The sequence below is a fragment of the Lyngbya sp. CCY1209 genome, from assembly GCF_035615495.1.
Lineage (GTDB): Bacteria > Cyanobacteriota > Cyanobacteriia > Cyanobacteriales > Microcoleaceae > Limnospira.
This window is the reverse complement of record NZ_JAJENU010000254.1, coordinates 1-12,187: the sequence shown is the minus strand read 5'-3', so window position 1 is coordinate 12,187 and position 12,187 is coordinate 1. Positions and strand designations below refer to the sequence as shown.

Sequence of the window (12,187 nt, the reverse complement as noted above, 5' to 3'; positions counted from 1 at the left end):
GTATGCCATACGCCCCTACAAAAATGCGATCGCTCGTTTGGGTTTTATGCGTCAAATGGGGGCGATCGCCAAATTTTCAGAGTGCGATCGGTTTGATCAAACCCATTTCTATATTTCAACCGACATTTACGCCATCATAAATTCATCCAGATCGTCAGTAGAGCGAATAATGAGGGAATCCTCAACACCCATTGTTTCGGCAAGAGTAACACTAGCTGCCAATCTCAAAGATGTATTTAACTCTTCATCAAAAGCCAGATTAATCAATGTTTCCAATTTATCGAAATATTGATTTAACTGTTCGATAAATTTTCGATGCTCGACATCGAGCTTGTGTAATATGTAATTAACCCTAGATTCGATTTTATCGATCAGTTCATTTTCCGAATTTTGAAAATAACTTTTCAAAGCTGATGCAACTATTTTTCCTGATATACTTCCTACAAAAGCGCCCAACATGGGAATCGGTATAATTGCCTGTCCTGCAACCGTCGCCAAACCAACAATTGCCGCATCTGTCGCGACAAAAAATGAAAGTTCGGCAAACTGATCGCTGTTGATTTGACCTTGATGGTATTGTTGAACTAAATCTCCAATCCCAACTAATCCACTGACCATTGCACCAGCAAAAGGAGCAGCAAGATCCGTGGCATTTGTTAATAGGTATAGGGTTCCACCTGCAATCCCTCCTTGCAGCGTTCCTTTGCCAGTTTCAATGCCTACATCCTGCCAATCGGCTAAAGTAAAGTCTCCAATAAATGGATTTTTTCCTTCTTGAAACTTGATCCAGAAAGCCTGAGCTAAACGAACTCCTCCACCCGCCACTGCACCCCAAGCTGCCGCCTTTCCCAATCCTTGAATTGAAGGTGAGTTTTTGAGTTTTTCTAAATCTTGAAGATCTTGTTTTGTGGATTTCAGATCTTTTTCCCTAGAATCTAGAGTTTGATCAATTTTACCTTTCTGAACTTCATCATATGTGGCATTTCCAGGTTTGATCACATCTTCGACATCGCGACCAGTCACTTGACCGATCTCATCAATTTTTCTCTGAATTGTCCGGATCGATTTTTCGCTCAGATCGGAATTGCTAATCTGACCCGTCTCGCGAAGTTCTTCAAGTTGCTGATAATAATCCTTTGGGATGTGATATTCACTATTTCCTTTTGCAAATTCAGGATATTTTTCGCTATGGTCTAAAATGTGATCGAGCGTCTTGTTAAGGCTCTGGATATATTTGGACTGAACGTCAACTCCATCAACTCGATAGTCTACCGAAGCTGTCCTTTTTATATTCTCAAAAGTTGCGCTTGGCGAACGTCCACAAAGAATATCATATGCCCGTGTAACTCCCACATGAACTTGCTCGGCAATTTCTCCATGCTTTGTGTTTTCGTTGCCCAAAATATTTTGTGAATTTCCTACAAAATCCCGTATGACTTTCATTTCACCCATTGCAGATGAATAAGCCCCATCAAGCTTTTGTAGTGATGCTTGCAGGTTGTCGGCACGAATGCTTTTATCTGAAGCCGACCAAGCGCCGGCAACCTGAGCAGCAATATTGACATCTAAAGGTCGATTTTTATCTCGGCTCATAATTAAATTTTATGATTGAGAAGTTTGCCAAGAGAACGAATACAGTTAATAAGTGACCCGAAAGCTTCTTTTTTCTCTTGAGAAAACTGTCGGTAATCTCTGGGGGCTTCTTTCAGGAAGTAGAGGAGCTGTTTCAAGCATTTATCAGCGAGATTTTTGATTTCTTCTGCAATTTTTTTGACTTCCAAATCGACCTTTTTAAGGTAAATTATGTCCTTGTTGACTTCAAGACGTTTTTCTGTCGCTTCTTCTGCAACTTTGGCATTACTTTGATTCACAAATATGCCCGAACCGACAAGCGCAACCCCACCGATTGTCCAACCAACCGGACCAGCCATTGCCAGCAAAGCATTTCCAGCAGCCATACCGCCACCTCCCGCAGCTAAAGCACCTCCTCCGAGCCATGCAAGAGCGGCATTGGTTGCTGCTGCACCGGATAGAGAAGCGATCGCAGTCCCAGTTGAAGCCGTCCCAAATGTGGTAGCAACCGCCATTGCAGCGGTAGGGCCGAAAGCCGCAACTCCTACCCCGGCTGCAACACCAGCCGCACCAGATCCGGTAGCAACTTGGGTGGAAGCAGATGACTTTTGTTTGACTTCTTGGACAGTTTTAAGAAAACAATTAACTTGATAGCGAAATTCAGAAACAGCTTTATCGAATTCTTTCGGAGAGTTCGACAAAGTGTTGACATATAATTCAACTGATTCGATAACTTCAGAAGCCACTCTCTGGCGTTTTTTGAATAGATCAATGCTGGCTTGCTTGACTTGTTCTCGAATAACTTCATGTTCTTTGACGGCTTCCTGAAGTGCTTCTATGGCTTTACGCTTTCTGGTGAAATGTAGCATAATTTTTAGAGGTGATAAGGTGAACTTCCTATTTATGATTGTAAGTCTACTTTCGGAAAAAACAATCAGTATTTTCACGTAATTTTGGTTTTTTAAGATATCATCTAGATCGGTGAAAATACTGAGATTTTTTCGGGTCAATTAGCCATTCATTATCTCCAAACATTGGATTGACATTATTGGCGATGTTTGATAGAGGCGTTTCGTAAAACGCCTCTCGGTAACTAACTTGCCATTACAGACATTCAACTCGATATTTTTCCGAAACCTTGGGGGGCGCATTGGAAACATTTGGAGATGTTTTCCGACTTGCTGATTTCAACTGGGACAAGCCATCTTCCAAATAACGCAACTCTGCATAGAGTTGATTCAAGGTAACTTTTTGCTGTTCGAGAGGTATGAGCATTTTTTGTGCTTCATCACCCTGGCTTTCTTGTTGCCAAACCAGCGATTCGAGTTCCAACTGAAAGTTCTCGATATAATCTTCAATTTGTTTTGCAGCGGCACTGAAATCTGCATTAACTTGTTTGTTGATAACGCGATCAATGACAACTTTGCTGTTCTGGATTTGTTCGTCAATACTCTTCTGAATCAATTCGCAAATGTACACCAAATCGATTTCATGGACGACCTGAAAAACATCGATAATTTCCGGATCGCGACAGGAACGATGCTTGACCTCCTTATCCACGATTTGAATTTCTGACAAAATACGATCTACTTTTTCATCGATTACTCCTTCAAAGTTCAATTCGGGTATGAGAATCGGATCGACGTTCAATTTAATATCCAAAGACTGTCCCAAGTATTGAGAGAGCTCATCAGAGATTGATTGCATCTTGTTTTGAATTTCATCGGCTAATTCTTGGCGAATCTGAGTCCCTTCTCGGATCATACTGTCTTGAGTTTTTACCCACAGATCTTGCAAGTGCGGAGCACAATAATCGTTGACAGCTTTCAAGATTTGTTGAGCATCATTTTTGTTATTCAGGCGAATTTTATACTTTTGATTCTCGCTTACATTGATGCGATCAAAAAAGTTGTTAAAAACTTTAAAAATCCCATCTATCAAACCTCCAGAGGACTGTTTTGACCGCGACACAAGAGACTCTGCAAGTTGCTCGATTTCTTGCCGAATGTTGGTTTTTGCTTGAGTGGCAAATTGTTGCAACCCATTGTCATAACGTTCGATTAACTCGGATTCGCGATTTTTGATCGACTTTTTTAATGTCAAAATTTGTTGATTCGCACTGTCGGCTTTTCCGGCATATTCATTAACTTTTTGTTTGAGATCTTCGAGTCCCATTGTCAAACCTTGAATTTTGGTATTGAGACTGTCTTCGATCCCCTTCCCAGTTTTATCGAATCGAACTAAGACATCTTCCAAAAGATTGACCCCCGCATTCTGGGTGATCGTTTGAATGAGTTTTTCTTCAATCTTGGGAATTTCGCTATCTAATAAAGCTTGAGGTGCAATTTTATCAGGTGCGGGGATAATTGTCTGACCCTGTTCGTCTTTGATGCGGTAAGGAGCAGTAAAGAAGTTCTCGAAATCCTCGATATCTGCTTTGGTCGCCGTCCCGTTGATGATCAACTTTGCGAGCAAACCTTTCCGCGAACTGGCGGGAAAAACCATCGGGTTGGCAAATCCAAACTCTATGAACTCGTTTTTTAAATAATCGACGACAGTATCAATCTCTGGATCTCGCTCCGATTTCAAATCGATTTTGTTGAGGACAAAGTAAACCTTATTTAAAATCTCAGGACGATTGTTCAGCACTTCTTGGAATAGATCGATAATGGCATGATCTTTATAAGAAGTGTAATCCAGAACAAACACCACGACGTTGCAGGTGCGTAGAGTTTTCAAGGTGATTTCCTTCAAAGAAACTTGATCGAGTTCATTGAAAGATTTCCATTCGTTGGGTCCGGGAGTATCGATGAGGGTGAAACCGGACAGCGAGGGGAGTTGGCTGATGGCTTCAATGGGATGGTCTACTTCAAAACGAATGACGCGATCGCAGTTTCCCATTTTGCGAATTTGCCGGGTTCGTTCTAAAAACTGTTGTTGAATTTTTGTTGCGTTTCCTTCTGCCAGTAGGATCGGCTTTCGTGCTCCTTCTCGGTATTCCACTAGGCGAGGCGTTTGTGTCTCGTCAATATGCCGAATTTCCGTTGTGCAAATGGTACAGGCTGCATTTTCGCTGGCTAAAATATCTGCACCGATGACCGAATTTAAAAAAGTGCTTTTTCCGGCTTTCATCGGCGCGACCACCGCCACTTTATACTTCTGATCGCTGAGATCTTGCAACGTTTTTTGAAGGTCTTCTTCGGTCGATCGCAAGACATTTTGTCCTTCGATCGCAAAACCAGATCGCACTTCTTGAAGAAACTGAAAAAGTCGTTTTCCCGTTTTATCGACGTTCTGATAAAGCTGTTGAAATTCTTGAGATGACATGATTGATTATCCTGAAGAAAGACAGACGTTTGCTCGTCTATGTGGGTCTACAATTTTTGTATTTCCATTTCCGCAATTCTGCGAAAAAAATAATCAGATTTGCTGCGACACCCAGTCCGACGACATTTCACGATTATTGGAGCAACAGTTGCTCTTGCCTCATAGCCAGGACTTTATTCTTTGCCCAGTAATAACTCGGCACGAATATCAGTTCTTCATTGAGTTCGCAGAGTACCCCATTGGTGATATCAACTGCCTCCTTAAATTTACGGAGAACGGGTAATGTCGGATCGCGATCGATGTCATACATCAGCGACATCAGATGTTGCTGTAATCGCAGAGCTAACCGCAGTAGATCTTTTTCCATTTCATCTAAAGCGTGTTGTCGTGTTAAGTCACTAATTAACTTTGTATTGGAATCTGCTAATTCATAATATCGCCGTTCTAAATCAGCGTACTTTTGGGTTAACTCGTTGGCAACTTTTCGGTGATGCTTGGCGGCTTGCCTATCTTTTTCGCCGACAGCGTGAGCCACGAACGCCCCCGCCACTGCTCCGACGGCTGCACCAACCAAACCACAAATCACAGGAAAAACCATCGTCAAAATCTCCAACTTAATATTTAATAACCGGGAAGCAACGAACGATTTTGAAAACCACCGAATTGGGGGCGTTGTGTTCCGTCCGGTATCGCCCCCAAAGATTGCGCGATCGCCCTCGATTCCGCGTACCGTTTCAAGGCTCCCTCGATTCCCGGTTCACAGGGGCGATCGTGGATGTAATCGTTCACCGCTTTGGCTTCGTCCAAAAATGCCAGATTTCGGCGGTGTTGCTCGATCAACTCATCTTCGATACTTTGCAGGTGTTCCAACTCCTGACGGGTGAGGGATTCGTAATACCTGCGAACTTCCTCTTTATGGCTTTCGAGAATGTGGAAGAACTCGTAAACCATTCCCGCCGCCCCAACTGTCAACAATACAGGGGAAGCAGCACTCAGAGCCATTGCGATGGGGGGACAGGCGGCGGCGAGGGTAGTCACCGTAAATGCGGACACACCCCCCACAGTGCCACCAACCACCGTATCTTTCAGAGTGTGGGCGATCGCATCCGTCTCGGAAATTTCGCCCCGCACCACCCGCAAAGCGTTCGTCAGTATCGAAAAAGGAGCCGTCGTCACCGCACCAATCGCGGCTCCCATTGGTATGGCTTGAATTCCGGCTTTGACGGCCCCCGTAATATTGTCAACGTGCCACTTAGCGCCCAGTTTTGCCTGTTCTTTCGGAGTCATATTTCGCCCGCCCCGAGCTCGGTTCGCCTGGGAGTTTTCCCACGTCATATTGTTGGGATGATCCGAACCCCCCTGTTTGTGCGCCCGGATGTGGCTGGCATCTTTATCGGACAAATATTGCCGGGTGTTCTCAGCGGCGGCTCGGGCATCAACTCCCGCCCGTTGCGAGGGGGGAACCTTCCCCAACATCTCCGTCGCCTGCGCCTCGGTTCTGCCGATGTCGCCGCGGACTCCGCCCCAGGACATTCTGTCTCGGGTAGATTTGGACAGGTCGCCGAGTTTCGCGTGGCGGACTCTTGCCTGGGATGCGGCATTAAACGCCGCGTTACGCTTCGATTGTTCTGACAAGTTCAAAGGACTCCTGATAACCCTATGTTTAAGGATAGCCTCAATTTGCAGTGTATTCCTTCAGTAGAATTACCGAAATTCAGACGATATGACAGACTGTATATTCGGGCGATCAACCCCATGTCATAGGCTTCAGATTAGCGATCGCACCCCACCCCGCACCTCCGCCGATGTGATACTTTGCGGTCCGGCACATCCATCCGCGATATCAACCCCGTCGGGGCGCAACCCTTGCACCCTCCCCCCCACCTATTGCCCGACCCCAAATTTATGGAGTAGAATGGAACCGTCCCCTCCAGTAGGGGAAATCCTTCGCGTTTCAACCAATCTAAAACCACCTCATGTCATACTTGCAAGACTCGTCATCGTCCAAGATGGGGTTAATCGGGTTAATTGCCGCCGCGATCGCCACCGTACTCCTCTGGCAATTCTCCTGGGGAAATTATATCCTCTATCCCTTTTCAATATTGGCGACCTGGTTCCACGAAATGGGGCACGGACTGACCGCCATTTTACTCGGCGGAGACTTCCACAAATTAATGTTATTTTCCGACGGTTCCGGCGTCGCTTCCAGTTCCGTCTCCTTCGGCGGGCGGCTGGGACGAGCCTTGGTTTCGATGGGGGGTCCGCTGGGTCCAGCCGTCGCCGGGGGAATCTTCATTTTATCCGGCCGCCGCGCCAAAACCGCCCACTGGTGTTTGATGGTCTTGGGTTGTGTGATGCTGCTGTCCGTGTTCCTGTGGATACGGACTTGGTTCGGCGCGATCGCGATTTCTTTGTGGGGATTTTTGATATTATTCCTGGCGTTTGAAACCCCCAAAAAAATCCAGGCTTTCGCGATACAATTTATGGGGATGCAGGCGATCGTCAGCACCTACCACCAAAAGGATTATTTGTTCGGCGGCGGCGCGGTCAATATCAACGGCGGCCATTTGGTATCCGACACCGGCAAACTGGCTGAATATTTGTTCCTGCCGCACTGGTTTTGGGCGGCGGTAATTATGGTCATTTCCGCTTCCATCTTTTGGTTCAGCCTGAAAATTACCTACGGTTCCGACGACGGGGAGATTTGATGTCGAAAAATTGCCGTCAGTTGCAACCGCCGCTATAATTGCAGTACGTCCGCCACTCGGTTCAGTCCCATGGTTCACACCGACCTTTACAAAGACTTACCCACCAGCGACGAACTCCCCTGTTCCGACGATACGCCAGTGGATAACGAAGACCAAAATTTTATCCCCAATTATCTGTTCTTTCTGTTGGAATTCATTTGGAAAGAGCGAAATGACTGGTATTTTGCGGTGGATATGGGTGTCTATCACACCACCGGAGTCAGCCCGAAAGTGCCCGTCGTCCCCGACGGTTTCCTGAGTTTGGGCATTCCCCGTCGCCAGCCCGGTAACAAGTCCCGCAAAAGTTATGTGGTTTGGGAGGAAGGGGGCATCGTCCCGACATTGGTGCTGGAGGTGGTGTCCGGGACTCCGGGAGGCGAATACGACGAGAAACTGGCGATTTACGAAAAGCTGGGGGTGCTGTATTATATTATTTACAACCCCGAATACTGGCAACGCGATCGCCGTGAGCCCTTCGAGGTCTACAAATTGATCGACGGGGCATATCGGCAACAAATCGGCGAACCCTACTGGATGCCGGAAATCGGTTTGGCGATCGGTCGCAGTCGCGGTATCGTGGGGGGTATCGATCGCGAAATTCTCTCCTGGTTCGACCCAAACCGCGATCGCTATTTGTCCGCAGAAGAACAGGCCCGACAAGCCCAAGCCGAAGCCCGACAAGAACGACAAGCCCGTTTAGCCGCCGTCCCCCGATTGTATCACATGGGATTGACCGCCGAGCAAATCGCCACGGCTTTGGGCTTATCAATAGATGCGGTCAACGAACGGTTGAACGACAATGATAGAGCCGGCAACAGGCAATAGGCAACTGCTCCAGAAGGCAACAGGAAAACCAATCGTTCCCCGTCGGGGTTTCGGGGACAATCCACGCCACCCGCTTTTCTCACTTTGTTATCTCACATTGTGATATACTGCTCCACCTCTGGCCTATTCCCCGATCAAAACTGCCTCCGTTCGCCGTAACTCAACAGCATCTCCAAACTCACCAGGCGATTTTTCCAACTGCTGACCTGGTAGGGTTTTTCCCGAGCTTGCAGGGTCATCGCCCGCGTAAATTGAGCCTTGAAACTGACCAATTCTCGCTTCGCCTCCCGCAGGTTTTGAGACGAGGGAGACTCCGCCAACGCTTCCAGGGCTGCCGCCAAACTTTCCGCCTTCGCGTTCAGGGATTTGAGTTCGGCATCTCTGATCCAGAGTTGGTCATTTGCGAGTAAGAAACTCCACTCCCGTTTCAGTGCCAAATAGCGGGAGAGGGCGGCTTTGTACGGTTCGCGGTAGGGAACGATCGCACTATCCGACGCCTTGCCATTTTGGGTGCGGCGGAAGAATCCTTGCAGGTTATTGTCGATGGTTTCCACCGCAAAAATCGAATAGCCGCCGGCGGGCAGATCCCGCAGGGCTTGAATTTGGTCGATCGCCACGATATTCGGAATTTCCAACAGTTTCACCGACGGGGCGATCAGAGTCCCCCGCAACATTTCCGGGCGGGTGAGGGGTTCGGCGATGCGCTGCAGGCGGTTGGTATCCAAAGAATAGGTCATGGGGACGATCAGATCCACATATCCTTCCCGAGCCCAAACTTCCCAATGCTGTTGAATTTGGCGGATGCGTTCCGCTTCCGGGTGGGGGAAGACCGCCACGGACAAAATCACGTCGGGATAGTTGAGTCGCAGCAGTTGTTGAACCTCCGCCACGAAACTGGTAATTTGGTCAGCCCGAAATTGTACCCACCGCTGCCACATCGTGGGGTTGCTGGGGGTAATCGTCACCGGATCGACCCCCGTCATTTGTTTGAATTGCGATCGCGCGGCGATGCCATAGCCGAAATTGAAATTCCGGTTCGGGTCTTGAAACGGATAGCGGATGTAGTCCAGTTGGATGCCGTCAACGTCGTAGGTGCGGGCAATTTCGCCCACCACCCGCAACAGATAGCTGCGGACCTCCCGATTCGCCGGGTCCAAATAGGCCTTGCGATCGTTTTCGTGCCAGGTGCGGGCCCGATTGTCCAAATTCGCCCAGTCCGGATGGGCGGACAACACCGGACCGAGATAGGTTTCCGGCTGTCTGACGAGGGGGTTGTGCCGCTGGTTGGCGGTGGCGAAGGTCCAAATCCAGGCGTGCAACTCCATATCCCGTTCGTGGGCGAGTTTCACGGCGGCGGCGAGGGGGTCCCAACCCACCGTCAGGGGATTTTGTTCCGGGGCGACCCGGGAGGGGTAGATGGGATATCCGGCGTTGAGGGTTTCAAAAAAGACCGTGTTGATGCCGGCCTCCGCGAGGCGGTCGAACACCTGCCGCAGTCCCGCTTCTCCCCGGGCGGCGACGATGGTTCCCCGGTCCAGCCAGACGGCCCGAATTTCCGCCCCGGCCCGTTCCCCGTCCGTGGGATAATATCGCCACAGTTGTTGTCGGGCCTCCAGCCACAGTTTGCGGGCGGCGGCCCAGTTTTGCTGGGCGACCAGTTGGGGGAATTGGGCGATCGCTTCCTCGGCTTGGGCGATCGCATCCCGGGCGGGTTTGGGCACCGCCGCGATCGTCTGCATCCCGGCAACGGCGTCGTCGAGTTGGGCGGACGCCACTTGCAAGTTGATCGGCACGTCCCCGGAATAGGAAGCAATAAGGGCATTTTCAAACCGACCCAGCAAATTCGCCAATTCTTCCTTCATGGAAATGGCGGTGGCGTTGTCGATGGGTTCGTCCCCCGGTTGCACCTCCAGGGCGGGGGGGGCGGACTGTTGGGACGGATCGGTGAACAGTTCCAACAACGACGGGCGGGGGTTGAGGGGACCCGAACGGCGATCGCTCATTTGGGCGGGTGGTGCGGGCGGCGGCGTTTGAATCGTCGTGGCGGGTTGGGCGGGAGTTTCCGGCGGCGGCGTTTGAATGGCGGCGGTCTGCGGTGCGGCTTGTCCTCCCCCGGTGCCCATCGTGTAACGCCCGATCGCCGCCTGCAACCAGGCCGCATCCACTTCGGGAGATTCGGACTGTCCCCAGTGCCACCCTAAATAGATGGCCTGTTGGGTGGCGATCGCGGCGGCGGAGTTTGTGCTACCTTCCCAGACGCCGGCGGTGTAGCTTTGCAGCGTCGCGGGAATTAACACGCCACCCGGAACCGTGGCTTCCGTGTCCGACGTCGGCGCCCAGTCGGTGACGCTGTGGCAGACGCGATCGCGGCAGCGGCCTTCTTGGGCTTCCGGTCGGGCGGGATTGCTGAGGGGAAAGGCCCAGTAGGACCCCAGGAGCGATCGCAGCAGTTGGCGGGCTAAAGGCGTGGAGCGGTTCCCCACCGGGCCGCTGGCGATCAGCCGCCCCCCCTGTTTGACCCACTGTTCCAGGATGCGAATTTGGTCGGTGGTCAGCACTTCTACGTTGGGGAGAAACAGGACTTTGATCCCCTGCAATGCTTCCGGGCTATCGATCGCGTCGATATCGATCGCCCGGTGGCGGATGTCACTCGTTTGCAGCCGCCGTTCCACCTGGGTCCAGTCGGCGGCATTGCTCGGCGATCGCACCACCCCCAGCACAGTTTCGGCGCGGACGGGGGCGGGAAAATAGATGCTCAAATTGACGAGAATGCCGATGAGGGAACCGAGGAGGACGGATTGGCGATCCGGTCCCGTTCGCTGGTGAGTCATGGATTTGGGGAAGATGAACGTTGGTAATCCTTGCGGGCGATCGGTGGGATTGCCCGGATCGGCTCGCGATCGCCCGATCCTCTGGGAATTCCCCATCAATTCTACCGGAAAGGGGCGATCGGTTCCAAACCATTCGGCCTCCCGGTGCGATCGGTTCGGAGGGTTGGTTCAATTCGGCTGTTCTCCCCAATTCCGAGGCAAGAAACTGGGTTTCTATCTGAGTTTTGGCTATGCAATAAAAGCCACTCTCAGAAACCCGGTTTCTCCATGTCGGGGCGAAAGCCCTTCGCCCTCGGCCCCCGAGGCTCGATATTAACCAAAACTAATCAATTTCTACCTAACCTTTTGTTTTCAAAAATTATCTGAGAAAATAATAAAAAAATTATTGCAAATTTCTCTCAAACAGTTGACGGCAGCATGGGGGTTCTGGTACAGTTGACGAAACGGCACCCAAGGGGTTCTTGTGTCCAATCGCCAAACCAGAGGCTACAACCCCCATTCCTTCGCGAAATATCCAGATTTTCCCGAAAAAATGAAATTCCCCGACGCACCAATTTTTCGAGTCCCCGGGGACGGGGCTTGACAAAATTGTTAACTTGTGCATTGAGACGGGGTGCGATCGCAAAATTGCCCCCAAATTGTCCATATTTCCCATTGACAAATCCCCCCACTTGACCTATTCTTAAATCATGGGAGAATGTGCCGACATATATATAGCTTTTCAGACCCAATCAATCCCCGCCAAATTGCTAAGGGCAGGATTCAGAATTCTATCTCCCGTTCCAATTCATCTAGCAGTTTTTGCCGTCACTCGCCCCCCTAGCCCCCCAATTCTGGGGGGAACAATAGAATTAGGCGATCGCACTCGCCCCCCTAGCCCCCCAA

At 49.9% G+C, this 12,187-nt stretch carries 8 protein-coding genes; 2 read left to right on the top strand and 6 right to left on the bottom strand.

What is annotated here, in order from left to right:
• Nucleotides 1–126: 126 nt before the first annotated feature.
• From LKE08_RS07005 to LKE08_RS06985, 5 genes are all read right to left on the bottom strand, one after another.
• On the bottom strand, nucleotides 127–1,593 hold the full coding sequence (locus LKE08_RS07005; RefSeq protein WP_324703493.1) for a hypothetical protein: 1,467 nt from the start codon (nucleotides 1,591–1,593) through the stop codon (nucleotides 127–129).
• Nucleotides 1,594–1,595: 2 nt separating this feature from the next.
• On the bottom strand, nucleotides 1,596–2,582 hold the full coding sequence (locus LKE08_RS07000) for a hypothetical protein (protein WP_324703492.1): 987 nt from the start codon (nucleotides 2,580–2,582) through the stop codon (nucleotides 1,596–1,598).
• Nucleotides 2,583–2,676: 94 nt separating this feature from the next.
• Nucleotides 2,677–4,899: a dynamin family protein gene (locus tag LKE08_RS06995; protein WP_324703491.1), complete on the bottom strand. Its 2,223-nt coding sequence runs from the start codon at nucleotides 4,897–4,899 to the stop codon at nucleotides 2,677–2,679.
• Between the two features lie 133 nt (nucleotides 4,900–5,032).
• On the bottom strand, nucleotides 5,033–5,497 hold the full coding sequence (locus LKE08_RS06990) for a hypothetical protein (RefSeq protein ID WP_324703490.1): 465 nt from the start codon (nucleotides 5,495–5,497) through the stop codon (nucleotides 5,033–5,035).
• A gap of 23 nt (nucleotides 5,498–5,520) precedes the next feature.
• Nucleotides 5,521–6,534, bottom strand: a complete 1,014-nt coding sequence (locus LKE08_RS06985) for a hypothetical protein (protein ID WP_324703489.1) — start codon at nucleotides 6,532–6,534, stop codon at nucleotides 5,521–5,523.
• 341 nt (nucleotides 6,535–6,875) lie between these two features.
• Here LKE08_RS06985 and LKE08_RS06980 point away from each other — a divergent pair, with 341 nt between their 5' ends.
• Together LKE08_RS06980 and LKE08_RS06975 are read left to right on the top strand one after the other, a co-directional pair.
• The gene (locus tag LKE08_RS06980; protein WP_324703488.1) at nucleotides 6,876–7,607 is read left to right on the top strand and encodes a M50 family metallopeptidase; all 732 of its coding nucleotides are present in this window, start codon (nucleotides 6,876–6,878) and stop codon (nucleotides 7,605–7,607) included.
• 69 nt (nucleotides 7,608–7,676) lie between these two features.
• The gene (locus LKE08_RS06975; RefSeq protein WP_324703487.1) at nucleotides 7,677–8,471 is read left to right on the top strand and encodes a Uma2 family endonuclease; all 795 of its coding nucleotides are present in this window, start codon (nucleotides 7,677–7,679) and stop codon (nucleotides 8,469–8,471) included.
• A gap of 134 nt (nucleotides 8,472–8,605) precedes the next feature.
• Here LKE08_RS06975 and LKE08_RS06970 read toward each other — a convergent pair whose 3' ends face one another.
• The gene (locus tag LKE08_RS06970; protein WP_324703486.1) at nucleotides 8,606–11,302 is read right to left on the bottom strand and encodes a family 10 glycosylhydrolase; all 2,697 of its coding nucleotides are present in this window, start codon (nucleotides 11,300–11,302) and stop codon (nucleotides 8,606–8,608) included.
• Nucleotides 11,303–12,187: the final 885 nt, after the last annotated feature.

Bases quoted from the DNA above. Each gene is read 5' to 3' on its own strand.
- LKE08_RS06975 (WP_324703487.1), top strand. From the start codon at position 7,677: ATGGTTCACACCGACCTTTACAAAGACTTACCCACCAGCGACGAACTC.
- LKE08_RS06995 (WP_324703491.1), bottom strand. From the start codon at position 4,899: ATGTCATCTCAAGAATTTCAACAGCTTTATCAGAACGTCGATAAAACG.
- LKE08_RS07005 (WP_324703493.1), bottom strand. From the start codon at position 1,593: ATGAGCCGAGATAAAAATCGACCTTTAGATGTCAATATTGCTGCTCAG.
- LKE08_RS06970 (WP_324703486.1), bottom strand. From the start codon at position 11,302: ATGACTCACCAGCGAACGGGACCGGATCGCCAATCCGTCCTCCTCGGT.
- LKE08_RS06980 (WP_324703488.1), top strand. From the start codon at position 6,876: ATGTCATACTTGCAAGACTCGTCATCGTCCAAGATGGGGTTAATCGGG.
- LKE08_RS06990 (WP_324703490.1), bottom strand. From the start codon at position 5,497: ATGGTTTTTCCTGTGATTTGTGGTTTGGTTGGTGCAGCCGTCGGAGCA.